Annotated in this window: 28 protein-coding genes; 16 read left to right on the top strand and 12 right to left on the bottom strand. The window is 69.8% G+C overall.

Annotation, left to right across the window (positions count from 1 at the left end):
- The first annotated feature begins 19 nt into the window (after positions 1–19).
- The 3 genes from Adu01nite_RS44900 to Adu01nite_RS44890 are packed head-to-tail and all read left to right on the top strand — an operon-like array spanning position 20 to position 1,558.
- The gene (locus Adu01nite_RS44900) at positions 20–463 is read left to right on the top strand and encodes a roadblock/LC7 domain-containing protein (RefSeq protein WP_203735519.1); all 444 of its coding nucleotides are present in this window, start codon (positions 20–22) and stop codon (positions 461–463) included.
- The gene (locus Adu01nite_RS44895) at positions 460–960 is read left to right on the top strand and encodes a DUF742 domain-containing protein (protein ID WP_239133192.1); all 501 of its coding nucleotides are present in this window, start codon (positions 460–462) and stop codon (positions 958–960) included. The genes Adu01nite_RS44900 and Adu01nite_RS44895 overlap by 4 nt, the downstream gene beginning before the upstream one ends.
- Complete coding sequence (locus Adu01nite_RS44890) at positions 938–1,558, top strand: GTP-binding protein (protein WP_203735518.1); 621 nt, start codon at positions 938–940, stop codon at positions 1,556–1,558. The genes Adu01nite_RS44895 and Adu01nite_RS44890 overlap by 23 nt, the downstream gene beginning before the upstream one ends.
- A gap of 4 nt (positions 1,559–1,562) precedes the next feature.
- On the opposite strand, the gene Adu01nite_RS44885 is transcribed toward Adu01nite_RS44890, so the two are convergent.
- The 4 genes from Adu01nite_RS44885 to mca all read right to left on the bottom strand — a co-directional run bounded on the left by Adu01nite_RS44885 (position 1,563) and on the right by mca (position 6,285).
- Positions 1,563–2,138: a hypothetical protein gene (locus Adu01nite_RS44885; protein WP_203735517.1), complete on the bottom strand. Its 576-nt coding sequence runs from the start codon at positions 2,136–2,138 to the stop codon at positions 1,563–1,565.
- 116 nt (positions 2,139–2,254) lie between these two features.
- On the bottom strand, positions 2,255–4,798 hold the full coding sequence (locus tag Adu01nite_RS44880; RefSeq protein ID WP_239133191.1) for a bifunctional diguanylate cyclase/phosphodiesterase: 2,544 nt from the start codon (positions 4,796–4,798) through the stop codon (positions 2,255–2,257).
- 249 nt (positions 4,799–5,047) lie between these two features.
- Entirely contained in the window at positions 5,048–5,341 is a 294-nt protein-coding gene (locus Adu01nite_RS44875; protein ID WP_239133194.1) for a hypothetical protein, read from the bottom strand.
- Between the two features lie 56 nt (positions 5,342–5,397).
- On the bottom strand, positions 5,398–6,285 hold the full coding sequence (gene mca / locus Adu01nite_RS44870; RefSeq protein ID WP_203735515.1) for a mycothiol conjugate amidase Mca: 888 nt from the start codon (positions 6,283–6,285) through the stop codon (positions 5,398–5,400).
- 45 nt (positions 6,286–6,330) lie between these two features.
- On the opposite strand from mca, the gene Adu01nite_RS44865 reads away from it, so the two are divergent.
- On the top strand, positions 6,331–6,807 hold the full coding sequence (locus tag Adu01nite_RS44865; protein ID WP_203735514.1) for a DUF4307 domain-containing protein: 477 nt from the start codon (positions 6,331–6,333) through the stop codon (positions 6,805–6,807).
- 161 nt (positions 6,808–6,968) lie between these two features.
- Complete coding sequence (greA, locus tag Adu01nite_RS44860) at positions 6,969–7,463, top strand: transcription elongation factor GreA (RefSeq protein WP_203735513.1); 495 nt, start codon at positions 6,969–6,971, stop codon at positions 7,461–7,463.
- 16 nt (positions 7,464–7,479) lie between these two features.
- On the opposite strand, the gene ilvA is transcribed toward greA, so the two are convergent.
- Genes ilvA through Adu01nite_RS44845 form a run of 3 tightly spaced genes read right to left on the bottom strand, consistent with a single transcriptional unit; the run spans position 7,480 to position 11,256 of the window.
- Positions 7,480–8,703 carry a threonine ammonia-lyase gene (gene ilvA / locus Adu01nite_RS44855; protein ID WP_203735512.1) on the bottom strand — a complete coding sequence of 408 codons (1,224 nt, stop codon included), beginning with the start codon at positions 8,701–8,703 and terminating at the stop codon, positions 7,480–7,482.
- A gap of 25 nt (positions 8,704–8,728) precedes the next feature.
- A complete protein-coding gene (locus Adu01nite_RS44850) occupies positions 8,729–10,087 on the bottom strand; it encodes an amidase (protein ID WP_203735511.1) in 1,359 nt (452 codons plus the stop codon).
- A 17-nt stretch (positions 10,088–10,104) separates the two neighbouring features.
- A complete protein-coding gene (locus Adu01nite_RS44845; protein WP_203735510.1) occupies positions 10,105–11,256 on the bottom strand; it encodes a cystathionine gamma-synthase in 1,152 nt (383 codons plus the stop codon).
- Positions 11,257–11,280: 24 nt separating this feature from the next.
- Here Adu01nite_RS44845 and Adu01nite_RS44840 point away from each other — a divergent pair, with 24 nt between their 5' ends.
- Positions 11,281–11,694 carry an HIT family protein gene (locus tag Adu01nite_RS44840; protein WP_203735509.1) on the top strand — a complete coding sequence of 138 codons (414 nt, stop codon included), beginning with the start codon at positions 11,281–11,283 and terminating at the stop codon, positions 11,692–11,694.
- A gap of 37 nt (positions 11,695–11,731) precedes the next feature.
- Positions 11,732–12,400, top strand: a complete 669-nt coding sequence (gene msrA, locus Adu01nite_RS44835) for a peptide-methionine (S)-S-oxide reductase MsrA (protein ID WP_203735541.1) — start codon at positions 11,732–11,734, stop codon at positions 12,398–12,400.
- 127 nt (positions 12,401–12,527) lie between these two features.
- Here the strand turns inward: msrA and Adu01nite_RS44830 are convergent, their stop codons facing one another.
- Complete coding sequence (locus Adu01nite_RS44830; protein ID WP_203735508.1) at positions 12,528–13,181, bottom strand: hypothetical protein; 654 nt, start codon at positions 13,179–13,181, stop codon at positions 12,528–12,530.
- Positions 13,182–13,587: 406 nt separating this feature from the next.
- Here Adu01nite_RS44830 and Adu01nite_RS44825 point away from each other — a divergent pair, with 406 nt between their 5' ends.
- The 4 genes from Adu01nite_RS44825 to Adu01nite_RS44810 all read left to right on the top strand — a co-directional run bounded on the left by Adu01nite_RS44825 (position 13,588) and on the right by Adu01nite_RS44810 (position 15,162).
- On the top strand, positions 13,588–13,908 hold the full coding sequence (locus tag Adu01nite_RS44825) for a hypothetical protein (protein WP_203735507.1): 321 nt from the start codon (positions 13,588–13,590) through the stop codon (positions 13,906–13,908).
- Positions 13,909–14,116: 208 nt separating this feature from the next.
- Positions 14,117–14,401 (top strand): type II toxin-antitoxin system Phd/YefM family antitoxin, encoded by a 285-nt coding sequence (locus Adu01nite_RS44820; RefSeq protein WP_203735506.1) that lies wholly within the window; start codon positions 14,117–14,119, stop codon positions 14,399–14,401.
- Positions 14,398–14,688: a type II toxin-antitoxin system RelE family toxin gene (locus Adu01nite_RS44815; protein WP_275414782.1), complete on the top strand. Its 291-nt coding sequence runs from the start codon at positions 14,398–14,400 to the stop codon at positions 14,686–14,688. The genes Adu01nite_RS44820 and Adu01nite_RS44815 overlap by 4 nt, the downstream gene beginning before the upstream one ends.
- A 153-nt stretch (positions 14,689–14,841) precedes the next feature.
- Positions 14,842–15,162, top strand: a complete 321-nt coding sequence (locus Adu01nite_RS44810) for a hypothetical protein (protein ID WP_203735505.1) — start codon at positions 14,842–14,844, stop codon at positions 15,160–15,162.
- Here the strand turns inward: Adu01nite_RS44810 and Adu01nite_RS44805 are convergent.
- On the bottom strand, positions 15,159–15,317 hold the full coding sequence (locus Adu01nite_RS44805) for a hypothetical protein (protein WP_203735504.1): 159 nt from the start codon (positions 15,315–15,317) through the stop codon (positions 15,159–15,161). The two genes, Adu01nite_RS44810 and Adu01nite_RS44805, sit on opposite strands and share 4 nt — an antisense overlap.
- Before the next feature lie 125 nt (positions 15,318–15,442).
- Between Adu01nite_RS44805 and Adu01nite_RS44800 the strand changes: the two genes are divergently transcribed.
- The 4 genes from Adu01nite_RS44800 (at position 15,443) to Adu01nite_RS44785 (ending at position 19,596) form a co-directional block, all read left to right on the top strand.
- Positions 15,443–16,873, top strand: coding sequence for a CYTH and CHAD domain-containing protein (locus Adu01nite_RS44800; protein ID WP_203735503.1), 1,431 nt, complete (start codon positions 15,443–15,445; stop codon positions 16,871–16,873).
- A 31-nt stretch (positions 16,874–16,904) separates the two neighbouring features.
- Positions 16,905–17,861, top strand: coding sequence for a polyphosphate kinase 2 (gene ppk2 / locus Adu01nite_RS44795; protein WP_203735502.1), 957 nt, complete (start codon positions 16,905–16,907; stop codon positions 17,859–17,861).
- Positions 17,862–18,141: 280 nt separating this feature from the next.
- Positions 18,142–19,038, top strand: coding sequence for a ribonuclease Z (locus tag Adu01nite_RS44790; protein WP_203735501.1), 897 nt, complete (start codon positions 18,142–18,144; stop codon positions 19,036–19,038).
- Between the two features lie 9 nt (positions 19,039–19,047).
- Positions 19,048–19,596 carry a GNAT family N-acetyltransferase gene (locus Adu01nite_RS44785; protein ID WP_203735500.1) on the top strand — a complete coding sequence of 183 codons (549 nt, stop codon included), beginning with the start codon at positions 19,048–19,050 and terminating at the stop codon, positions 19,594–19,596.
- Between the two features lie 69 nt (positions 19,597–19,665).
- Here Adu01nite_RS44785 and Adu01nite_RS44780 read toward each other — a convergent pair whose 3' ends face one another.
- Together Adu01nite_RS44780 and Adu01nite_RS44775 are read right to left on the bottom strand one after the other, a co-directional pair.
- Positions 19,666–21,864 carry a tetratricopeptide repeat protein gene (locus Adu01nite_RS44780; RefSeq protein WP_203735499.1) on the bottom strand — a complete coding sequence of 733 codons (2,199 nt, stop codon included), beginning with the start codon at positions 21,862–21,864 and terminating at the stop codon, positions 19,666–19,668.
- Between the two features lie 322 nt (positions 21,865–22,186).
- Positions 22,187–22,453 (bottom strand): hypothetical protein, encoded by a 267-nt coding sequence (locus Adu01nite_RS44775; RefSeq protein ID WP_239133190.1) that lies wholly within the window; start codon positions 22,451–22,453, stop codon positions 22,187–22,189.
- A gap of 257 nt (positions 22,454–22,710) precedes the next feature.
- Here Adu01nite_RS44775 and Adu01nite_RS44770 point away from each other — a divergent pair, with 257 nt between their 5' ends.
- Entirely contained in the window at positions 22,711–23,598 is an 888-nt protein-coding gene (locus Adu01nite_RS44770) for a S1C family serine protease (RefSeq protein ID WP_239133189.1), read from the top strand.
- Here the strand turns inward: Adu01nite_RS44770 and Adu01nite_RS44765 are convergent.
- Positions 23,595–24,956 (bottom strand): cystathionine beta-synthase, encoded by a 1,362-nt coding sequence (locus Adu01nite_RS44765; RefSeq protein WP_203735496.1) that lies wholly within the window; start codon positions 24,954–24,956, stop codon positions 23,595–23,597. The two genes, Adu01nite_RS44770 and Adu01nite_RS44765, sit on opposite strands and share 4 nt — an antisense overlap.
- Position 24,957 lies beyond the last annotated feature (1 nt).

The raw sequence follows: 24,957 nt of genomic DNA, 5'->3' as shown, positions 1-24,957 counted from the left end.
GTGAGCAAGGAGCGGCACCATGGACAGCATCCAGACCCCCGTCGTCGAGTTCAGCGCCGAAGTGAAGACGTTCAACTGGCTTCTCGGTTCGTTCGCCAAGAAGACGGCGGGCGTGGAAGAGGCGATCGTGGTCTCCTCGGACGGCCTGCTCATGGCGAAGGCCTCCAAGCGGGAACGGGCCGACTGCGACCGCCTGGCCGCCGTGGTTTCCGGCATGACCAGCCTGGCCGCGGGCGCGACCGAGTGGTACAAACTGGGCGCGCTGAACCGGGTCGTGGTCGACCTGGTGGACGGTTACCTGGTGATCACCTCGATCAGCCGCGGCTCGGCGCTGGGCGTCATCGCGACCAAGTCAGCGAACCTCGGCACCGTGGCGTTCGAGATGACGCTGTTCGGAAGCCGGGCGGGAGCCACCCTGACGCCGGGATTGATCGCGGAACTGAAAAGCGCTGTCCAGTTTTGAATGGCGGACATCGCGGCACACCGGACCCCGAGCCCGTCGGGAGAATCCCCCCATACCTTCGGGTACCCCCGCCCGGCGCCGCGCCGGCCGGGAGCCCGAGCCGCGCTGTCGGCAACACCGGCGAGCCGAACCGGGCGCCGGCCGACCGCTCCGCTGCCCTGCGCCCGTTCATCCTGACCGCCGGACGGGTCAACGCGGTCGATCGCGAGATCGAGCTCGAGACCCAGGTGACCGTCCGGCGTCCCGATCCACGAGTGGGCCGGCTGCCGCTGACGTCGCTCAGCCCGGAGATGCAGGCGATGGTGGCGCTCTGCGTCGAGCCAGTCTCGGTCGCGGAGATCTCGGCACGGTTGGGCCTCCATCTCGGCGTCACCAAAATCCTCGTCGGTGACCTGCGCGCCGCCGGCTACCTCGACGTGCACGTCGCCGACACCCTGAACCCGCTCACCTCCGACACCATTCTGCGAGTTATGCATGGACTACGTGCGATTTCCTGACGGGCCGAGCCCGATCCTGCCCGGCCCTGAGGTCAGGGTGGCGCCGGTCCCGGTGAAGATCATCGTGGCGGGCGGCTTCGGCGTCGGCAAGACCACCACCGTCCGGTCCATCTCCGAGATCGCCCCGCTGACCACCGAGGCTGAGATGACCTCGGTGGCCGCCGGCGTCGACGAACCGCGTGCGGACAGCCTGAAGACCACCACCACCGTCGCCATGGACTTCGGCTGCGTGACCATCGACACCAGCCTCAAGCTCTATCTGTTCGGCACCCCGGGACAGGATCGATTCGGCTTCATGTGGGACACCCTGATCCATGGCGCGCTAGGTGCGCTCGTGGTGGCGGACAGCTCCCGGCTGGACGACTGTTACCAACCGGTGGACTACTTCGAACGGTCCGGGCTTCCGTTCGTCGTCGCCGTGAACACGTTCGACGGTCAGTTGCCGTACAGCCTCGACGATGTCCGCTGGGCGCTCGCCGTCAACGAACGAGTGCCGGTCGTGACGTTCGACGCGCGCAGGCGCGCGTCGGTGCGCGACGCCCTCCTGATGGTGCTCGAACAAGCACTCGAACGCGTACGCGAAGCCGAGCTCCGGTAGGCCGTCACGGCAGGTAGATGCCCTTCATCGCGGTGATCTTTCCGTTCTTGACGGTCAGCTTGAACAACGTGCTGTTGTCCTTGACGGCCAGGAACGCGGGCAGCTTGGTGAACGACCCCGGCGTGAGCTCCGGGCCGCCGCCGGGGCCGAGCACCGCGACCTCGACGGTCTCCGCCACCGGCAGGGTGCGCACCAACTTGTTCGCGTTGACCAGCATGTAGTCGTTGGGCGGCCCGTCGGTCGCGCCCGGATTCTCCTTCTGGGAGGCGGCGAGCGCCGCATCACCCGTCAACATCTCCACCTTGTCGAACGAGACGGTGCGGGCACCCGTGTCGACCTTCACCAGGTAGGCGTCGTGGACGCCGTCCGGCAGCGAATTCTTGCCGGGCGTGGCCGTGCCGGACGGGCTCGCGGGCGAGCCGGCTGCGCTCGCAGCCGGAGCGGCGCTCGTGGTGGTCGCCGTGGCGGACGGGGCGGCGCTGTCCTTCTGAGCGCTACAGGCGCCCAGGGCCAGGGCCCCGCCCAGCACCGACAGGATCAGGCCGCGGTGGGCAAGGCGTCCGGCAGTCGTTCGGGGCATGTTCGTGTCGCTCCTCGGTCATCCCTCACTGGTCCACACAGCGTATGGAGACCAAGGCACCCGGAGATCCCGGATTCCTGCCACATCGGCCCGGCCGGCACCGCCCGGGCGTGGCGCTAGGAAGCGTCGTCGGCGCGCAGGGGGCGGATGTTGTTCGGGGCGGCCTCCGACAGCTGGGTCAAGGCCTGGACGATGCGGTCGGCCGGCATCGGCTTGCAGAAGTGGTAGCCCTGGGCGGTGGGGCAGCCCAGGGCGATCAGCGCCTCGCGCTGTTCGGTCGTCTCCACGCCCTCGGCCACCACCCGCACGCCCAGGCGGGCGCCCAGCTCGACGGCGCCGCGCACGACGGCCTCGGCGGCGGCTGAGTCGATCATGTCGTCCACGAAGGAGCGGTCGATCTTAATCTCGTGGACCGGCGCGCGCGTAACTATCGCTAGGGACGAATAACCGGTGCCGAAGTCGTCGAGGGAGATCTGCACGCCGGAGTCGCGCAGCGCAGCCAGGACCTCATCGACGATGGCCTGCTCGCTCACGGCGACCGACTCGGTGATCTCGAGGACCAGACGGGAGGCGGGGGTGCGATGACGACGCAGGGCGTCCGCCACCTGGGCGGGGAAACCCGGGTCGAGCAGGCTGCGGGCGGACACGTTGACCGAGACCGGCAGCTCGACGCCGGCCAGGTTCCATGTCGCGGCGGCGGCCAGGGCCAGGTCGAGCACCCGGTGGGTGAACGGGGTCAGCAGCTCGGTGTGCTCGACGGTGCGGATGAAGTCGTTCGGCGAGAGCTGGCCGCGGCGTGGGTGCCGCCAGCGGACCAGGGCCTCGACGCCGGTGGGCGCGGCGGTCACCAGGTCGACCGCGGGCTGCAGGTGCAACACGATCTGGTCGTCGACGGCCAGCGCGTCCTGCAGCTCGGCGAGCAGCGCCAGCTCGTCGGTGGTCAGCGCGTCCTGGCTGGTGTCGTAGGTGGCGATCGCCACCTCGGTCCGCTTCGCCTGGTCGAGGGCGAGCGAGGCGCGCCGGACCATCTCGGTGAACTCCACCCGGCCGGCGCGGGCGACAACGACGCCTACGGCGATCTCCACTGCGAGGCGTACGCCGGAGACCTCCATCGGCTGGCCGATGGACTCGACCAGCTCGCGGGCCCGCCGGACGGCCAGCGGCAGCGGGCTGGGTGTCTCGTGCAGCGGGGTGGCCGAGTCGGTGAGCGTGGCGATCGCCGGGATGAGCAGCGCGAACTCGTCGTCGCCGGTGCGCGCCACCAGCTCGGCCTCGCGGGTCAGCTCGCCGAGGCGCTCGGCGATCAGGGCCAGCACCTCGTCGCCGCAGCGGTGCCCGAGCGTGCCGTTGACCTCGCGGAAGCCGTTCACGTCGAGCAGGAGCAGCGCGACGTGCCGGTCGCGTTCGAGAGCGCGGAGCATCTGGTCGCCGTCGGCCAGCAGGCTGGCCCGGTTGCGCACGCCGGTGAGCTGGTCGTGGGCGAAGTTGTAGGTGGCCTGTTCGCGCAGCTCGGCGACCTGGACGCCGGCCGCCGCATCATGCAGCGCCGCGGCCAGTGCGTCGCCGTAGGCGGAGATCGCGGCTTCGTCCCGGGGCGCGGGCAGGGTCGGCGCGGCCAGCCACACGGTCAGCTCGCCGACCACCTCGCCGGCCACCGCCATCGTCCGGGTGATCGCCGGGCCGGGCAGGCCGGCCAGCAAGTTGTCCTGGCCGGGGCCGTCCTGGGCGTAGCGGTGCCCGCCCTCCGGGGTGTGCACCTCGAGCTCGACGCGACGGGCGCCGAAGACGTCGAGCGCGCCGCGCAGGCCGGCCGCGGCCACCTCGCTCTCGGTGCCGCCGGGCAGGGCCGAGGTCGCGGCGGCGAACGCCTCCCACATCCGGCGTTCCTCCTCGGCGCGCAGGTGGAAGCGGTAGGTGCGTTGCAGCAGCCACAGCCCGGGCACGAAGGCGAGCAGCCAGGCCGGGCCGCGGACCAGGGCGAACACGGCGCCGAGGCCGACCAGGATGTTGCCGACGACCATCGGGATCTTCGCGTACGGGATGCGGGCGAAGATCTGGCCGGTGGCGGCGTCGCGGTGCAGCGTGAGGGTGAGCGCGGCCAGGCCGAACGTGATCAGCAGATAGGTGAGCGCCCCGGCGACCAGCGCGCCCTGGGTGCGGACGCTCAGCACCGGCGCGTCGCCCCCGATCAGCCGGGCGACCGTGGCGGCGCCGGCCGCACCGAGGGTCAGCGAGGCGGCCAGGTGCGCCAGCTCGGCGACGTTGCGGTGCTCGTCCAGCCAGGACAGCAGCGCCCAGGCGGCGATCGCACCGGCCATGGTGGCCAGCGGCAGCCAGCCGGGTGGCGCCACGACGAAGCCGATGATGAACGCGGCTTCGCCCCAGGAGACGGAGACGACGCCGCGACCGAGGCGGAATCGAAGCCGGGCAAGCTGTCCGGCCGCGACGAGCAGCGCCGCGAGACCCACCCCGGCCATTACCGAGAGTGGACGGTCGGCGGGACGTGACACGGGCAACAGGACCCCGGCGACGGCCACCAGAACGGCGATTCCGACGACTCCGGCGGTGAGCGCCCGGACCGCCCGAGAACGCCCGGCGAGGCCTGCCGCGTCGATCCATGATCGACGGACACCGGCCCGGGCGACCGGCGGGGCGGTCACGAGTTGTCCCTGGTTACGAGCGGCACACGCGAATGCACGTGCATCTGCAGGAGCGAATGCCGGGGGCGGGGAATGGTCATTTCGAGCGCCCCCTTCCGCGCAGGGTCGGGGGCCGTTGGGACCCCCGGCGGAAGGCTAAATCAATCCCGATGAACACAACAAGGGTTGACGCACGACCCGTGGCCGTGTTTCGTCAGACAATTACGGAGCGTGTTGTCCACTCAGGCCGGTGCACGGCCTGCGACGTGGTCAAACGCGGCCCTGATCGCCTTCTGCGCGAGGGGCCTCACTGTCCGTAGTAATGCCTTTGACCTCGACTTCCGCAGGGGCTGCAGTAGCCTGCGATCGATCCTGGTCGACATTCTGCTCGGCCGATGCGGGGCCGGACTGTTCGAGATCGGCATTCAGGCGCGCGATCTCAGCTTCACGCTGTGTCTGCTCCACGTCCGAAAAACTGTCGGGAAGCCGACGCAAGCGCTTATTCATATTGCGAATCAGCAGAACAGTCGCTATGACCAGCAGCACGATCACGAACAGGCCCATCGGGCCGGCCAGACCGCCGGACCGGGTGTCGCCGAAGTTGTTGACCGCGAAGAGGTTCACACCTCGGATCGTACTGCCGACTCGTGGATGCCGGTGAAGAGGTCGGACTCGGGAATCGGGCTGTCGACCAGCGAACGGGCCAGCTCGAAGTCCTCCGTCGGCCACACCTTCTGCTGGAGCTCCAGCGGGATGCGGAACCAGAAGCCGTCCGGGTCGACCTGGGTGGCGTGCGCCCGCAGCGCGTCGTCACGGGTGTGGAAATACTCTCCGCACTCGATCCGGGTGGTGATCTTGTCGCCGCGGTCGTCGCGGTCGGACCACTTCTCCAGCCACTCCGTGTACGGCGACTCCAGGCCGGCGGCCAGCATGCCCTCGTGCAGGGCCAGCATGCGGGCCCTGGTCCAGCCGGAGTTGTAATAGAGCTTCATCGGCTGCCACGGCTCGCCGAGCTCCGGGTACTTCTCCGGGTCGCCGGCCGCGTCGAAGGCCACCACCGACACCTTGTGGCACATGATGTGGTCGGGGTGCGGGTAGCCGCCGTTCTCGTCATACGTCGTCATGACGTGCGGGCGGAACTCGCGGATCAGCTTGATCAGCGGCTTTGCCGCCTCTTCCGGGTCCTGCAGGCCGAAGCAGCCCTCGGGCAGCGGCGGCAGTGGGTCGCCCTCGGGCAGGCCGGAGTCGATGAATCCGAGCCACGCCTGGTCGACGCCGAGGATCTCGCGCGCCTCGGCCATCTCGGCCCGGCGGATGTTGGTGATGTCGGCCAGCACCTCGGGGCGGTCCATCTTCGGGTTGAGGACGCTGCCGCGCTCCCCACCCGTACATGTCGCAACCAGCACTTTCACGCCCTCAGCCACATACTTGGCCATGGTGGCGGCGCCCTTGCTCGACTCGTCGTCGGGGTGGGCGTGCACCGCCATGAGACGCATCTGCTCGGTCACCGTGTGAACTCCCTGCCGGTCAACCCATCGGGGCCTGCTGCGAAGATGGACTCTGCCATTCTGGCCGATCCCACCGACAAGAACTGCACGAGAGGTCGTCAGGTGAGCGAGACGCACACCACAAACCCGGTTTTCCCGCCGGGCCGCTACGGGCGCCGGCGCGAGCGCCGGCGCAGACCGGTGCTGTCGATCATCGTCCTGGCGCTGGTCATGGCGGTGTCGGTGCTGCTGTCGATCAAGCTCTACCAGCGGTACGGGCAGACCGACTACGAGCCGCAGATCGTGGGCTGGGAGGAACCGGCCGACACCACGATGCAGATCAAGTTCACCGTCCGGGTCCCGGCCGGCGGCGCCACCGAGTGTGTGCTGCGCGCCCGCGACTTCGGAGGCAACGAGGTGGGCCGCCGGACCGTGGTGGTCCGCGCGGCCGCCGGCGCGACCTCGATCGAGGCCGAGGAACCGGTGCCCACCACCGCGCGGGCGTCAGTCGGCGACATTCTCGGGTGTCAACCAGCCGATTGACCCCCTGCCGCTGCCGTCGTTATTAGTGCAAGATCGAGCATTCCAGGCACCATGCGTACCGCTGGTAAGCTTGGTGATTCGCTCCGTTCAGCATGCGACGGCGAAATTGAAGCGTGCCCCCTGTTCCAGCAGCGTTCCCGTTTCCAGCAAGGAGATCGACCGTGTCCAGTTCAGAGGCGCCCAAGACTTGGCTTTCTCAGGACGCTCACGACCGGCTGCAGGCCGAGCTTGACGAGCTGATCGCCGGCCGGCCCGCGGTGGCCGCGGAGATCAATGCTCGCCGCGAGGAGGGCGACCTGCGGGAGAACGGCGGCTACCACGCCGCCCGCGAGGAGCAGGGGAAGCAGGAAGGCCGCATTCAGTACCTCAAGGAGTTCCTGCGGAACTCCGAGGTCGGCGAGGTCCAGGCGGCCGATTCGGTGCAGCCCGGCTCGGTCGTGACGATCTACTTCGACAACGACAAGAGCGACACCGAGACCTTCCTCCTCGGCTCCCGCGAGATCGCCTCCACCACCGACCTGACGGTCTACAGCCCGGAGTCGGCGCTCGGCAAGGCGATCCTCGGCACCGCCACCGGCCAGACCGTGACCTACACGGCGCCCAGCGGCGCCGACATCAAGGTCACCGTGGTCAAGTTCGGCGCCTTCGAGGGCTGAGTTCTGATGGGCCCGCTCAGTAGCTGAGCGGGTCCATCCGGTAGCCCGCCCCGCGCAGCGCGGTGATCAGCGCCGCCGAGTGGTCCGGCCCGCGGGTCTCGACCGAGAGCGCCACCTCGGCCTCGCCGAAGCTGAGCCGCGGGTTCTGCCGGGAGTGCGCGACGTCGACCACGTTCGCCCGCTGCTCCGCGATCTCGGCGAGCAGCCGGGCCAGTTCCCCCGGCCGGTCGTCGCAGCGCACCGCCAGCCGCAGGAAGCGGCCCGCCGAGGTCAGCCCGTGCTCGATCACCCGCAGCAGCAGCATCGGGTCGATGTTGCCGCCGGACAGGATCGCCACCACCGGCCCACCGCCCGCGGGCACCGCACAGGCCCCGGTGAGCAGCGCCGCCACCGCCGCACCGCCGGCCGGCTCCACCACCATCTTGTGCCGCTCCAGCAGCAGCAGGAGCGCCGCCGACAGATCCTCGTCGGTGACCGTGACGATCTCGTCGACCAGCTTGCTGACGTGCGCGAAGGTCAGGTCGCCGGGCCGCAGCACGGCGATGCCGTCGGCGATCGTGACGCCCCGCGCCAGCTTCACCGGCGCGCCCGCGGCCAGCGAGGGCGGATAGGCGGCGGCCCCGCTGGCCTGCACCCCGACGATCCGGATGTCCGGCCGCAGCGCCTTCGTCGCCACCGCGACACCGGAGATCAGCCCACCACCGCCGGTCGCGGTGACGATGGTGGCCGCCTCCGGCAGCTGTTCGAGGATCTCCAGGCCGACGGTGCCCTGCCCGGCGATCACGTCCGGGTGGTCGAACGGGTGGATGAGGATGGCCCCGGTCTCGGCCGCGAAGAGCTGGGCGGCTTCGAGCGCGTCGTCGACACTCGTCCCGGCGTACTCGATAGCTGCGCCGTACCCCCGGGTGGCCATCACCTTCGGCAGCGGCGCACCCTCCGGCATGAAGACCGTGGCGCTCGCGCCGAGCAACTCGGCGGCGAGCGCCACCCCCTGCGCATGGTTTCCGGCACTCGCGGCGACGACGCCGCGCTTGCGCTCGGCGTCGGAGAGACGCGAGATCCGGGTGTACGCCCCGCGCACCTTGTACGACCCGGCGCGCTGCTGGTTCTCGCATTTCAGCCAGATCGGCACCCCGGTGATCGCGGACAGCGGGCGGGACTCGATCAGCGGGGTGGTCGAGACGACCCCGGTAAGCAGTTCACGCGCCGCCCGGACATCAGCGAGGGACAGGAGCTCCATGGCACCGATCGTGCCATGGAGCCGGTCACCCGAAAGCGTGACGTTGCCAGGGGTTGCGGACCTCGAACTGACCGGCGATGCCGAGCAGCAGCAACTCCGAGTCGGGCGGCCCGATGATCTGCACGGTGAGCGGCAGGCCATCGGGGCGGACGCCGACCGGGAAGACGATGGCCGGGAGGCCGGCCACGTTCCAGGGTGCGGCGTACGGGGCGTACTTCATGCTCACCGACATGTTGTGCCGCCAGGACCCGGTCGAGTACTGCTCGGCGGCCGGCGGCGCCGCGGCCAGGGCCGGGGTGACCAGCACGTCGACGTTGTGGTCGGCGAAGAACTTGATCGACGCCTCCCGCCAGGCATCCCGGTGCGACTGCTTGACCAGGCCGGCCTTCCACGCCCACTTCCCGAGCCGGATGTGCTGCCGGGTGCGCGGCTGCAGCTTCGACACGTCCAGCTGGCGCGACTCGCGGTAGGCCGACGCGAACCAGGTGGCCAGCACCCGCAGGCCCAGCGAGGTCGGGTAGCGCGGCTCGGCGGTGACCGTGTCGTGCCCGGCATCCACCAGCAGTTTCGCGGCGGTGGCGACGGCCTGGCGGTTGGGCTCGTCGGGCTGCACGCCGACCACCGGCGACCGGGTCGAGATGCCGACCCGCAGCTTCCCCGGCTCGACCAGCTTGGCCGGCTCGCGGCCGGCCAGCACCGAGAACCCGAGCACCGCGTCGGCCACCGTGGTGGTCAGCACGCCATTTTCCACCAGGCCGAACCAGCCGTCGATGCCCAGCTCGGCCGGGATGACGCCGCGGCCCGGCTTGAGCCCGACCAGCCCGCAGCAGGCGGCCGGGATCCGGATCGAGCCCAGCCCGTCGTTGCCCTGCGCGATCGGCACCAGCCCGGCGGCCACGGCCGCGGCCGAGCCGCCCGACGAGCCGCCCGGCGTGCGGTCGCGGTCCCACGGGTTGCGGGTCGGCACGTCGGTGTCATCGGTGACCGCCCAGAGCCCCATCTCGGGCATCCGGGTGACCCCGACGACCACCGCACCGGCCCCGCGCAACCGGCGGACCACCTCGTGGTCCACCTCGGCGACCGGGCCGCGGGCCGCGGCCGACCCGCCCCAGGTGGGCAGGCCGGCGACGGCCGTATTTTCCTTCACCGCGACCGGCACCCCGGCGAGCGGGAGGTTGGCCAGGTCTTCCTGGTCGTCGACCTTCTCCGCCTCGGCGAGCGCCTCGCCCGCGCGAACCACCCGGAACGCGTCCAGGGAGGGTTCGGAGATGGCTATCTGTTCCAGCGTCTCGGCGACGACCTGAGTGGCCGACACGTCACCGCGCCGCACCGCCCGGGAGATCTGCTTCGCCGTGGCCCCCACCCAGCTCGTGCCGTCCGACATGCCAGCTCCGTTTACATTCAGCCGAGTGCCTGCTCCAGGTCGGCGAGCAGATCGTCAACGCTTTCGATGCCGACAGACAGTCGCACGAGATCGGCGGGGACTTCAAGCGGTGAGCCCGCTGCGGACAGGTGTGTCATCTGACCCGGGTGCTCGATGAGCGATTCGACTCCGCCCAGCGACTCGGCCAACACGAACAGTTTCGTCCGATTGCAGATCTCGATGGCTGCCTCCTGGCCGCCGGCCGCGCGGAACGACACCATGCCGCCGAACCGCTGCATCTGCTTGGCGGCCGTCTCGTGGCCCGGGTGGGTGTCGAGGCCCGGGTAGTAGACGCGGGCCACGGCGGAGTGCTCGTTGAGGTATCCGACGATGCGCTCGGCATTGTCACAGTGCCGCTCCATGCGTACACCCAAGGTCTTGATCCCTCGAAGCGTCAGCCAAGCGTCGAACGGACCGTTGATCGCGCCCATCGCGTTCTGGTGGAAGAGGAGCTGGTCGCCGAGTTCGTCGTTCCCGACGACCAGGGCGCCACCGACCACGTCGGAGTGCCCGCCCAGATACTTCGTGGTGGAGTGGACCACGACGTCGGCGCCGAGCGCGAGCGGCTGCTGGAGGTACGGCGAGGCGAACGTGTTGTCCACGGTCAGCATCGCGTCGTACTCGTGCGCGAGCCCGGCCAGCGCCGCGATGTCGGCGATGTTGAGCAGCGGGTTCGTCGGCGTCTCCGCCCAGATCATCCGGGTGTGGCCGGGCCGGAACGCGGCGCGCACCTGGTCGAGGTCGTCGAGCGGGACGGCGGTCCAGTCGAGTCCCCAGTTCTCGGCGACCTTGGCGAACAGGCGATAGGTGCCGCCGTACGCGTCGCCCGGGATGACCACGTGGTCACCGGGGCGGCAGACGGCGCGCAGCAGCGTGTCCTCGGCGGCGAGACCGCTCGCGAAGGCCAGGCCGCGACGGCCGCCCTCGATCGCCGCGAGGCACTCCTGGAGGGCGTCGCGGGTCGGGTTGCCGGAGCGGGCGTACTCGTAGCCCAGACGTGGAGCGCCGACGGCGTCCTGGGCGTAGGTGGAAGTCTGGTAGATCGGCGGCACCACCGCGCCCGTTCGCGGGTCCGGTTCCTGGCCGGCATGGATGGCGAGGGTGTCGAAGCCGTAGCTGTTAGCCGTCATGGTCCGCAAGGTTAGTCTCGCCTGGTGGCGGACTGCGTGTTCTGTGCGATCGTGGCGGGCTCGGTGCCGGCCTTCAAGGTCGTCGATTCCCCTGATGGCGTGGGTTTCCTCGATACCCGGCCGGTGTTCAAGGGCCACGTGCTGGTCGTCCCGCGCACCCATGTGGTGACGCTGCCCGAGCTGCCACCCGCCGATCTGCCCGGATATTTCGGTCTTGTGCAGCGGGTCGCGGCGGCCGTGCCCGAAGCCCTCGGCGCGACCGGCACCTTCGTCGCCATCAACAACATCGTGTCCCAGTCGGTCCCGCACCTCCACACTCATGTGGTGCCGCGGACGAAAGGGGACGGACTGCGCGGCTTCTTCTGGCCACGAACGAAGTACGCCGATGATGCCGAGGCCACTGCCTACGCCGAGAAGATCGCGGTAAGGATTACCTAACTCCCGGCGTTGCAGAGACCGGATGAAGGGAGTGACCGTGTTCCTGCGGCACAAGAAGCTCGAACTGCCCACCCCCGACCAGGCCCTGCCCGGCCGCCTCATCGAGATGCCGGTCGCCGACACGCACACCGTGCTCGGCACCCCGCTCAAGGGCCCGTGGCCGGCCGGCCTCGAGGTCGCGGTCTTCGGCATGGGTTGTTTCTGGGGCGCCGAGCGCATCTTCTGGCGACTGCCCGGGGTGTACTCGACATCGGTCGGCTACGCCGGCGGCTTCACCAAGAACCCGACCTACGAGGAGACCTGCTCCGGTACGACCGGGCACACCGAGGCGGTTCAGGTGGTCTACGACCCCAGCAAGATCGCGTACGAGGACCTGCTCAAGGCGTTCTGGGAGAACCACGACCCGACCCAGGGCATGCGCCAGGGCAATGACGTCGGCACCCAGTACCGCTCGGCCGTATACACCACGACCGACGCCCAGCTGGCCACGGCGACGGCGTCGGTGGAGGCCTTCCAGCCGGTGGTCACCAAGGCCGGCCGCGGCCAGATCACCACGGAGATCCGCCCGCTGACGCAGTACTACTACGCGGAGAACTACCACCAGCAGTACTTGAGCGACACCAAGAACCCATACGGCTACTGCAACCACGGCCCTACCGGGCTCAACTACTGTGCCCCTCCGACGCAGACGGATACCGCATCCTGACAACGGCGACCGCCCCGGCCATCTGGCTGGGGCGGTCCTGATCCGCACGCCGTCCTGCTAATTTCCAGCTCATCGGGAGGACATCGTGCGCGCTGCCGGCACGTCCGTTCGGCGACCTTGAGTCAAGTCAGATCCAGGTCACACCCACCGGCACATCCCTCACCAGGATGGGGTTGACCGCCACCACGTTGTTGTAGTCGAAGTCGCACTTGGCTGCCCCGGCGGGCGTGATCGGGTTTTTCTTCCCGTCAGTCATGAGGAACCAATCATTGGAGCCTCTGGGGCTGGCGATGTGGATATCGGCACTGAATTCAGGGCCCTCGGCGATGTCCCGGATATCAGCCCGTTGTTTGATGTCGTCGAAGCTCCGGAAAAGAACGTGGAACGATGCTTCGTTTGCGAGATGACGTCGGTAGCCGTTCGGATCTACCAGGTAAAGCTCGTTCATCCCGATACCGTCGGTGTCAGTGATGAGAGAGCAGGTCAGATCGAGGCGCGGGCGCGGCGCCGCCTGTCCGGGCATCGCCTTTGCCGGACCTGACACCAAGCTACTGATCATTACGGCGACCGCAGCCGCCCCAATCCGAAATTGTTTTCGATTCACCAGAAACCCGCCCTCAGACTCGGATGACAGTGTCCGGATCGATACTCCGTCAGCCATCCTCCGTCCGCAGCCAATTCGGAATCTGAGACGCACCTTGGTGAACACGGCCAGCAGATCGAAGTTCCGCGCCGGGCGGAGGTGCTGCAATCCCCGCACCTGTCGCCTGCGCTCGCTCATACGCCGAAGGGCAACCGCTACCGAGCGCCCCTTCAACTCAACGGATAAACTGCATCCTGCATTACTGCGCCCCTGCACACAGAACCGAATGCGGGTAGCCGCGATGTTGTCGCCATGTTCCACAATGGCAACCGTGAATCGCTGGAATCGTCGCCGCGATGCCCGACCCGAGACTGGAACAGCCCCATCGCGGCGGCCGAGGCTGCCACGCACAGACAGCCCCTCAGCGAGGGGACTACGCCGCAAAGGGGTACCCGCCCCGCCGCCGCCACGCCCCGACTGGTGGCAACGCGGCACCGCAATCGGTGGCCTCGTATCAGTGCTCCTGGTCGGTTGTACCCGTTCGGTTCCCATGGAGCGCCCGGGCGCTGATCGTCCCGCTCTCGGACGCCTCTAGGCTCGGGCCATGGTCGTGCAAGCGGTGATCGGGGCGTTGGTCGGACTGGCCCTTATCGGCTGGGGTGTCCGCGTCCTCGTGGGCGGTGAAGCCCCCGTACTCAAGGCCAGAGGGCGGGCCTGGCGAAGCGTGTCCGAGGCTGCCGTGTTCTGGTTTCTGCTGGGGGCTGCTGTTTTGGTCGGCCCGTTTATCTGGGTTGCGGGAACCGCCCGCTGGTTGGGGCCTGATGCCGGCTTCTGGCTCATCTTCGTTCCTTGGCCGTTAGCCATCCTCGCCGTCGCGTGGTTCAGGCCTCGCAAGGCCGCGGATCTTCGCGGACAGTCGGAATAGGCCACTTCATGGTCGGCGGATGCAAGATCTGCGACGTACCGCCTTCGGACGGGTAACTGCATCCTGCACCGAACGGCATGACCTGCCCGGTGGGCGTGGCCAAGACCGCCTCGTAACGGTCTTGCACTCCGGCTGGCACCACCTGACCGCGGTCAGTTGGTGCCAATTTTGTACAGACTTCGCGCCAATAACTGCCTATACTTCGAGCATGACCGTCGTGCCGTTCACCGACGCCCGTAACCGCCTCTCGGAACTCATCGATGAGGTGACCAGAACGCATGAGCGGGTGGAGATCACGAGGCATGGCCACCCCGCCGCGATACTCATCTCTGCCGACGACCTTGCGGCCCTGGAGGAGACGCTGGATGTTCTGTCCAGTGCCGAGGCCATGCGGCAGCTCGCTGAGTCCAAGGCGGCTGTCGAAGCCGGTGACGTCCTCGACAGCGACGAACTCGCAGCATTGATGGCGAAGCGGTCGAGGCGAGCAAAGTGACCGACCCCGCGCCCGGCCGCTACCGGCTTCAGGTGGCCGGGCCGGCCGCGCGTGCCCTCGCCGGACGACTGCCCGAGAAAATCGCCGCAGCCGTCTACGAGTTCATCACCACTACCCTCCTCGACAACCCGCAGCGGGTCGGTAAACGACTTCTTCTACCGCCGTTCGAGGGCACCTGGTCGGCCAGACGTGGCACCTACCGCGTCCTTTACGAAATCGACGAAGACGGCCTCGTCGTGACCGTGACGGCGATCGAACACCGCGCCGACGCATACCGGTCTCGCTAAATCGCGCTTCGCCGCCTGGCGGAGCGCGCTGCGGGGATCCGCCTGAGCAAGTCGCTCGCGGCATATTCATGCCCCCGGTGGAAAAAGATCGACATGTCCCGACATCTTTCGCACACTGGGAGTCGACCCCCGACCACCCTGGGAGGTGCGCGCGTGTCGACTTTTCGCAGCGAGGAGGAGCGAGCCGCCTGGGCTCTCGCCGAATCCCTCACCGAGCAGGCCGGCAAGATGATGCGGCAGGCCGAGTCCGCGCTCGAGACCTGGAAGATGGGCAAGGAGATGAACCGCCTGCGCTGTGAGCGCCGCGGCATCAGCGCCTCGGACGCCGAGATCCGGTGGTCCGGGTCGGCCAACGCGAAGAACGCGCTGACCGACAACAGCTTCCACGTCGGGCTCGCGACCATGTATTTCAGCGCGGCCACCGCCAGCTACTCGCGGGCGCTCTACCTCCGCAGCCGGGAGAGCCTGGCCTAGCGCTTGTCCTTCTCGACGGTGGGTGCCGCGGCTGGGCGCGGAGTGTCGGACGGCGCGGCCGAGGCCGGTGCCGCGAGGGCCAGGCCGAGCACGGCTCCCGCGCTGATCAGGCCGATGCCGGCCAGCGAAATCGGGCGACGGTCGGGCTTCTCCATGTGCAACCTCCAAGCGGCGGCGAAACCGGCCACCAACGGTGCCAGCAGAAGCTGAGACGAAGCTGTGCGGAAGCTGCCAATCGATTGGCCTGTGTATGTAACGGTCGGTCGGGCACCATGAACAGATGGAGACCGCCAGCGAAACAGAACGCAAATACGACGTCCCGGATGGCTTCGTGCTGCCCTCGCTGGCGGGCACGGCGGGCATCCGCGACACCACCGGTGCGCAGACCCACGAGTTGGATGCCACCTACTTCGACACCGATGACCTGACCTTGATGCAAAACCGGCGGACGTTGCGCCGGCGGACGGGCGGCGAGGACGCCGGCTGGCATCTGAAGACTCCGGGCAGCGGCAACAGCCGCACCGAGCATCGCCTGCCCTTGAACGGGGACAAGAAAAAGGTGCCGGCCGAGCTGCGCGGCCAGGTCCGGGCGATCATCCGGCGCAAGGGTCTCAAGCCGGTCGCCCGTCTGCGTACGCATCGGGTCGAGACGCCGCTGCGCGACGCCAAGGGCCGCACGCTCGCGCTGGTCGCGCAGGATCAGGTGACCGCCGAGTCGGACGGCGTCGAGCAGCGCTGGCAGGAGATCGAGGTCGAGCTGGTCGACGGCGACGCCGCGCTTCTCGATGCGGTCGAGCGGCTCCTGCTCGCCGCGGGCGCCACGCCGGCCGCCGGCCCGTCCAAGGTATCCCGAGCCCTCAACGGCCGCCTGGAGAAGACAACCCCGAAAAAGCCGAGGGGCAAGGTCAACCCCGTGTTTGCGTACGCCCGGGAGCAGCGCGACGCCCTCGCCGAGTTCGACCCGGGCGTGCGGCAGGGCGACCCCGAGTCGGTACACAAGATGCGGGTCGCCACCCGGCGCCTGCGCAGCTCGCTGAAGACCTTCAAGCGTTCGTTCCCCGGCTTCGACGAGGTCGCGCCGGAGTTGAAGTGGCTCGCCGACCTGCTCGGCGAGGTGCGCGACGGCCAGGTGCAGAAGGGCAAGCTGCTGGCCGGGGTGGAGGAGTCCGGCGACCAGTTCACCGAGGTGGCCGCACGGATCCGGCAGCACCTCGACGACCAGGTCGAGCGGGGCCGCACGGCTCTCGCCGAGGCGCTGGAGAGCGAGCGCTACCTCGCCCTGCTCGACCGCATCGACCGCCTCAGCGACCTCCCCGGCAACGGTGAGCCGACGCCGATCAGGCGGGCCGCGAAGAGCCTGGCCAAGGCGGACGGCCTGCTCGACCAGGCGCTGGCCGACGGCGCGGACGCCGAGCTGCACGACGCCCGCAAGGCCTACAAGCGCGCCCGGTATGCGGTCGAGGTCTTCGCCGGTGGCGCCGGCAAGCCGGGCAAGCAGCTGGTCAACGCCCTCACCGACCTGCAGGACGTGCTCGGCGCCCACCAGGACTCGGTGGTCGCCCGGGAGCTGCTGCACGAGCTCGGTCCGGACAACTTCTGGTTCGGCGTGCTGTGGGCGCGGCAGGAGCAGGTCGGCAAGGACACCTACGCCGAGTTGCCGGTGGTGGTGGAGTCTTCGCGAAAGAAGAGTCTTCGCAAGTGGCTGGCCTGAAGTTCATCTGGGCCGGGTATGAAATCGGGTTATGCAGGCGGACGCACCAGAAGAGTTCCAGGACGATCAGGTCACCGAGGCCTACGACGGGCCGATCACGACGCTGGGCGGCTACCGGGTCGCCGATGACGACGACGATGACCCGGTCCTGCTCAACGCGGACGGCAGCCCGGTGGACACCTGGCGCGAGGACTATCCGTACGACGAGCGGATGTCCCGCCACGAGTACGACCGCCACAAGCGGCTGCTGCAGATCGAGCTGCTGAAGTTCCAGAACCACTGCAAGTCCACCGGCGAGCGGATGGTGGTGCTGTTCGAGGGCCGGGACGCGGCCGGCAAGGGCGGCACGATCAAGCGGTTCATGGAGCACCTGAACCCGCGCGGCGCGTCGGTGGTGGCGCTGGAGAAGCCCAGCGAGAAGGAAAGCACGCAGTGGTACTACCAGCGCTACATCGACCACCTGCCGTCCGCCGGTGAGATCGTGCTGTTCGACCGTTCTTGGTACAACAGGGCCGGCGTCGAGCGGGTGATGGGTTTCTGCACGCGGGCGGAGTACCTGGAGTTCATGCGGCAGACCCCGGAGCTGGAGCGGATGCTCGTGCGCTCCGGCATCCACCTGGTCAAGTTCTGGTTCTCGGTGACCCAGGGCGAGCAGCGCACCCGCTTCGCGATCCGCCAGGTCGACCCGGTCCGGCAGTGGAAGCTGTCGCCGATGGACCTGGCCTCCCTCGACAAGTGGGGTGACTACACCGAGGCCAAGGAGGCGATGTTCTTCTACACCGACACCGCGGACGCCCCGTGGACGGTGGTGAAGAGCAACGACAAGAAGCGCGCCCGCCTGGAGGCGATCCGGCACGTACTGAGCCGCTTCACCTACGAGAACAAGGACGACGAGGTGGTCGGCCGCCCCGACCCGCTGATCGTCGGCCCGGCCTCGCTAGCGGTCGAGGGCACCGAGATGTCGCCCCGGGTATTCCCACGGTTGTAGTGATCTAAATTCGTTGGCGGCGGGCCCTCGACCTGGTTAACGTGGCCGTACACGTGAAGGGAGGTGGTCCAAAGTTGGATAGCAACGGGACTCGTGAGGTGGCTGTCCGCTAGCCGCTGTCCTCGACAGCTTGTTTGAGCGTCGAGACCGTGTGGCAGCGGTCGCGGCGAATTTCAGGCAGCCATCCGACCCCTGGGGATCCGGCCTTGTCCGACCGGACCACGACTCGCTTCGCGTGCGTGGAAGCTCCCCGGGGGTCGACCATATTCAGGAGTCGGTGATGCGCGAGCTGGTCGTGCTCGGTACGGCGAGCCAGGTTCCCACCCGACACCGCAACCACAACGGCTACGTGCTGCGCTGGGACGACGAGGTGATCCTCTTCGACCCGGGCGAGGGCACCCAGCGCCAGATGCTGATGGCCGGCCTGGCCGTCACCCCGCTGCGCCGGATCTGCATCACCCACTTCCACGGCGACCACAGCCTCGGCCTGCCCGGCGTCCTGCAGCGCATCTCGCTCGACAAGGTGCCGCACCCGGTGACCGTCCACTACCCGGCGGCCGGCCAGGAGTTCTACGACCGGCTGCGGCACGCCACCAGCTACTGGGACAACGCCGACATCGTCGCCTCCCCCGCCGACGGCGCGATCTTCGAGACGGAGACCCCGGCCGGGCGCCTCACCGCCCTGCCGCTATGGCATTCCCTCCCGACGTACGGCTATCGCCTCACCGAGCCGGACACCCGCCGGATGGTCCCGGCGCTGCTGGCCGAGCACGGCCTGGCCGGCCCGGCGGTGGGCGAGCTGCAACGCACCGGCCGCCTCGGCGACGTGACGCTGGAGCAGGTGAGCGAGGTCCGCCGCGGCCAGACGTTCGCGTTCATCATGGACACCGGCCTGTGCGACAACGTGTTCGCCCTGGCCAAGGACGCCGACCTGCTGGTGATCGAGTCGACCTTCCTGCAGGAGGACGCCGTCCTGGCCGCCCAGGTGGGCCACCTGACCGCCGCCCAGGCCGCCGCGATCGCCCGCGACTGCCAGGTCCGCACCCTGGTCCTCACCCACTTCTCCCAGCGCTACCCGGACCCGGCGCGCTTCCTGGCCGAGGCCCGGCCGTACTTCGACGGCGAGATAGTCCTGGCCGAGGACCTCATGCGCATCCCGGTGCCGGCCCGGCGATAGCGTGTTGCGGTGACTGCCACCCTCCGTACCGGAAAAGACGTTGATCTTTTTGAAGTCGGCGCTTTGCATTTCCGGTCCCGGGCCGACGCCTACGCGCACATCCTCTCCGCGGAGGCGCTCGAGTCGCCGTCGGGTGACGCGCTCGGCGCCTGGTGGAGCGAGCGGTGGACGTGGGAGAGCGACACGCATCGGCTGACCGTCGCCGAGCAGGACGGGCGGCTGGCCGGTTTCAGCTACGTCGGGCCCAGCGAGGTCGAGGGGGCCGCCGAGCTCTACGCCATCCACGTCGACCCGGAGCTGGTCGGCAGCGGTATCGGGAAGCTGCTCATGGTCGACGCGCTCGATCGGCTCGCCGAGATCGGCGACCGGGCGGTGCTCTGGGTGCTCGAGGAGAACACCGTGGCCCGGCGTTTCTACGACCGCGGCGGCTGGCGGCCGGACGGTGTCACCCGGGTCGAGCCGATCAGCGGGGTGCCGGTGCCGCAGCTGCGCTACGGGCGGGAACTCACGCGTCCGGGCGACTCGCACGCCGCCCGGACGCTCCCCCTTGATGTGTGAGCTCCTGCTCTCATCCTCGGCGCCGGCCGGGCGGTCGCACAGGCAAGGAACCGGCAAAACGAGCGGCAATCAGCGGGACATCGCCACGTGGAACTGGTCGCGCTCGGCGTCGGCCAGGCCGAACGCGTCGGCGAGCAGCCGCACGGTCTCCGGGCGCGGCCGGCCGGCCTTACCGGACTCCAGGTAGCGGATGGTGCGCACGCTCAGCCCGGTGCGCTCGGCGAGGTCCTCCTGGGACAGACCGCGGCGCAGGCGGTGGGTGCGGATGGCGGACTCCGCGGCACGGCCGGGGGCAAGCTTCCGGCGCAGGTCGGCGGCTTGCGGATGGCCGAGGTCGACGAGGATTTCGTACGCCTGCCGCCAGCGTTCCGCCGCCACGCCCGAGTCGCGCACCGTTTCATACAGGTCGCCGAGGTGGGCGAGGATCTGCGCCTCCAGCACCGGATTGTCGGTCTTGCGGGCCAGCCGCAGCCCCTCCTCGAAGTGCCGGGCCGCGTGGTCGTGCTCGCCGACGGTGAGGTGCAGCATCCCGAGGCTGTCCCGGGTGACCGCCTCGTTCTCCCAGTCGCCGACCCGCTGCTGCAGCGCGAGCGCCCGCTTGAAGAACGGCAACGCGGTCGCCGGATCGGCGCGCTGCGCGTAATACCACCCCACCGCCAGCGCCGCCTTGCCCTCCCAGATCGGGTCGCCGGCCGTGCCGAACAGCTCCAGCGCCGTCCCGGCTTCGGCCAGCGCCCGCTCCTGATCCCCCTGCAGCCACCACAGGTAGGACAGGATGAACCGGCATTCCGCGACGCCGGCCACGTCACCGGCCTCCTCGACCAGGGCGAGAGCGCGGCTGAGATTGGCCTGCGCCTCGCCGAATCGCTGCCGGCGACCGTCGGCGACGGCGAGGAACGAGTACGCGTACGCCAGGGCCGGCCCGTCGGCGAGGGTGGCCGCCGCATCCAGCGCCACCGCCCACGCCGCGCCCTCGTCGTCCCAGCGGCGCTCCTCGTTCAGGAACGAGTCGAGCGCCCAGCTCAGCTGCCACGCCTGGGTGTCCAGCCCTTCGTCGCGGGCCTGCCGGACGGCGGCGAGCAGCGTCTCCCGTTCGCCGCGCAGCCAGTCGATGGCGGCCTTCATGTCGACGAGCGGGCTGGGCCGGCTGTCGTCGGCGGGCGCGCCGAGCGACATCGGGATCGGCGCCCGGGTCGGGTTGAGCACGAGATCGGCCTGGTACGCCGTGTGCGTGTAGTGGTCGAGCAGCCGGGTCAGCGCACCCCGGCGGCCGGTGACCGGCTCCTGCTCGCGGGCCTGCTCGGCGGCGTAGACCCGGATCAGCTCGTGCATCGCGAAGCGGCCCGGCACCGGCTCGGTCAGCAGCCCGGCCTCGACCAGCTCGCGCAGCGTGCGCCGGGTCTCGACGGGCGGCTGCCCGTTCAGCGCGGCGGCCGCGGCGAGCGCGATGTCCGGCCCGGCGGCCAGCCCGAGCAGCCGGAACAGGCGGGCCGGGTCGGGGTTGAGCCCGTGGTAGGACCAGGAGAAGACGGCCCGCACCCCGCCGGGGCGGCCGTCGTCGAGGGCGTCGAGGCGGTTGGCCGGGCGGCGCAGCTCGGCGGCGAGGGCGGCCAGCGCGGCGAGCGGGTAACCCGCGGTGCGGATGCGGGCGGCGGCGAGGGTGATGGCGATCGGGAGACCGCCGCAGGCCCGGATGATCTCCGCCTCGGCCGACGGTTCGGTCTCCTCGGGGCCGAGCCGCCGCCGGAACAGCTCGGCGGCGTCGGCCGGGGGCAGCACGGCGACCTCGAGCGGCCGGGCGCCGACCGCGGCGATCAGGCCGGTCAGCCGGCCGCGGCTGGTCACCACGGTGCGGGTGGCGTCGCCGGCCGGCAGCAGCGGGCGCACCTGCTCGTCGTCGCGGGCGTTGTCGAGCACCAGGAGCAGGCGCAGCGGCGCGGTCAGCTCGCGGTAGAGGCCGAGCCGGCCGTCCAGGTCGGCGGGCATCGCGCCCGGTTCGACGCCGAGCGCGGCGAGCAGCAGGCGCAGGGCGTCGGCCGGCTCGCGCGGCGCGGAGTTGTCGAAGCCGCGCAGGTCGAGTTGTAGGCGGCCGCCCGGGAAACGTTTGGCGGCCGAGCGGGCCCACTGCACGGCAAGGGCGCTCTTGCCGGTGCCGGGCGGGCCGAAGACCACCGTCACCCCGGCCGGTTCGGCGTCGAGCCGGGCCATCTCGGCCTCGCGGCCGGTGAACCCGGCGACGGCCGGCGGCAGTTGCGCAGGAACGGGCATGGTGGTCGCCGCACCTCCACTATGGACCGCTTCCACTATAGGTGGGCGGGAGCGCGCGACCGAGTTATTGCGGGGGAACCTGTGGTCACGCGCTCCCGCCAACCGCCCCGCCCAAACCGGGGGTCGCGCCTGGCCGGAGGCGCTGGACCAGCGGAGGCGTGCCGGTCCTACCAGTTCAAGGGCGGGTCCTTGGTGCGGGATGCCGCGGCGCTGGCGGGGCGCAGCGGCGTCACCGCCGGGAGACGTCGGCCGGGCTGAAAAGCCGGGGCCTGCCGGGGGAGGTCAAGCTGTCGGCGACGTCGGAGCCTTTTCGATGGAATTGTCAGTCGTAGTAGGCACCCCGGTTACGGGACCGTTCGTGCCGGTCGACGTTGTCCCCGAACCCGGGCATGGCCCGGATGCTGTTCAGGTCGTGCCGGAGAGTCCAGGCTTCCCGCCACGGCCGCCGGGATGCGGCGTCGGCGCGTTCGGCCAGCCGGCGCGGGGCGCACGGCCACCTCCATCCACACCAGACGCAGTTGCCTTCGTGATCCGCCCCGGCGTGCCGCCCCAGCATCTGCTGGGCGTCACGCCAAAGAAGGCGATCCACGATGTCAGGCGGCACTGACTGGTCGGCGATGACCATTCGTCACACTCCGTCGGGACGTGTTGCAACCTCCGGTACGTCAGATACAACCGCAGCAGGCTCACCCTCAGTCGGACAACAGGTGCGATCCGTGACTGTCGCTGTTCGCCCTGGGCGGACGGGAGCCCGGCATCGGCCCCGCCGGCCTGGGTGTTGCAGGCTTCATGGATACCGAACACACGGGTGTCGAACCTGGGGCACTTGATGCCTACAGCCGCGTCGTGACCGGTGTCGCCGCCAGCCTGCTCCCCTCGGTCGCCGCCCTCTCGGTGCGCACCGCTCGCGGGGCCGGCGCCGGCTCGGCTGTCACCTTCACCGACGACGGATTCCTGCTCACCAACGCCCATGTGGTCGCCGGCGCGACCGGCGGCGCCGCCGATTTCGCCGACGGCACCGAGACGAAGTTCGACGTGATCGGCGCGGACCCGCTCTCCGACCTCGCGGTGGTCCGGGTGCATCACCTGGGCGCCCCGGCCGCGCCGCTCGGCGACGCCGACCAGCTCAGGATCGGCCAGCTGGTGGTCGCGGTCGGCAATCCGATGGGTCTGGCCGGCTCGGTCACCGCCGGGGTGGTCTCCGGGCTGGGCCGGTCGCTGCCGGCCCGGGACGGCCGCCGGGTCCGCATCATCGACAGCGTCATCCAGACCGACGCAGCGCTGAACCCCGGCAACTCGGGCGGCGCGCTGGCCGACTCGACCGGCACGGTGGTCGGCATCAACACGGCGGTGGCCGGCTACGGTCTCGGTCTCGCCGTACCCATCAACACCACCACCCGCACGATCATCGGCGAGCTGGTCGCCACCGGCAAGGTCCGCCGGGCCTGGCTGGGTGTGGCCGGTGTGCCCACCCCGCTGCCCCCGCCGCTGGCCGAACGCCTGGGCCAGAAGGTGGGACTGCGGGTGGTCGAGGTGGTCCCGGGCAGTCCGGCCGGGGCGGCCGGCGTCTACCTCGGCGACATCCTGATCTCGGCGGGCACCCAGCCGCTGCAGACCGTCCAGGCCCTGCAGCGGCTGATGCTGAGCCCGGCGATCGGCAGCAACCTGCCGATCACCCTGCTCCGCAAGAACGCCCTGGTCGACGTGGTGACCGTCCCCGCCGAACTCAACTAACTCAGATGGGTCAGTAGGTCCTGGCGGGTCAAGACCCCGGCGGGCTTGCCGTCGATCAGGACCATGGCGGCGTCCGCCTTCTCCAGGAGGGCGACCGCCTCGCCCACCGGCTGGCCGCCGCCGATCATCGGCAGCGGCTCGGTCATGTGTCGTTCGATCGTGTCGTGCAGGTGGGCCTGACCGGTGAAGAGCGCGTCCAGCAGGGCCTTCTCCGCTATCGACCCGGCCACCTCGCCGGTGACCACCGGCGGTTCGGCCTTGAGCACCGGGAGCTGGCTCACGCCGTACTCCCGCATGTAGTCGATCGCGTCGCGCACCGTCTCGGTCGGGTGCACGTGGATCAGCGGCGGCGTCCGGCCGTCCTTGCCCGCGAGGGCGTCGGCGACGGTGGGCGCGTCGCCATCGCCGGTGCGCAGGAAGCCGTACCGGGCCATCCAGTCGTCGTTGAAGATCTTCGACAGGTAGCCGCGGCCGCCGTCCGGCAGGAGCACCACGATCACGTCGTCCGGGCCGGCCTTGCGGGCCACCTCGAGCGCGGCCACCACGGCCATCCCGCACGAGCCGCCGACCAGGAGGCCTTCCTCCCGGGCCAGGCGGCGGGTCATCTCGAACGAATCGGAGTCGGAGACCTCGATGACCTCGTCGCAGATGTCCCGGTCGTAGGTGGTCGGCCAGAAGTCCTCACCGACACCCTCGACCAGATAGGGCCGCCCGGTGCCGCCGGAGTAGACCGAGCCCTCCGGGTCGGCGCCGATCACCCGGACCGGCCCCTGCTCCTTGAGGTAGCGGCCGACGCCGGTGATGGTGCCGCCGGTCCCGACCCCGGCGACGAAGTGGGTGATCCGGCCGTCGGTCTGCTTCCACAGCTCGGGGCCGGTCTCCTCGTAGTGCGACCGGGGATTGGCCGGATTGGAATACTGATCCGGCTTCCAGGCGCCCGGCACCTCGCGGGCCAGCCGGTCGGAGACGTTGTAGTAGGACCGCGGGTCCTCCGGGGCCACCGCGGTCGGGCACACGACGACTTCAGCGCCGTACGCCTTGAGGACGTTTCGCTTGTCCTCGCTGACCTTGTCAGGGCAGACGAAGATGCACTTGTAGCCGCGCCGTTGCGCGACGAGGGCGAGCCCGACACCGGTGTTTCCGCTGGTCGGCTCGACGATGGTGCCACCCTCCCGGAGCAGGCCGGCCTTCTCGGCGTCGAGCACCATCCGCAGGGCGATCCGGTCCTTGACCGACCCGCCCGGATTGAAGTACTCGACCTTCGCCAGCACCGTGGCAGAGATGCCCTCGGTGACTTGACTCAGCTTGACCAGGGGTGTGTCACCGATGATCTCGACGACATTGTCGTAGTAACGCACG

The organism is Paractinoplanes durhamensis (assembly GCF_016862175.1).
In the GTDB taxonomy this organism is placed as follows: Bacteria; Actinomycetota; Actinomycetes; order Mycobacteriales; family Micromonosporaceae; genus Actinoplanes; species Actinoplanes durhamensis.
This window is presented reverse-complemented; position numbering and strand designations above follow the sequence as displayed.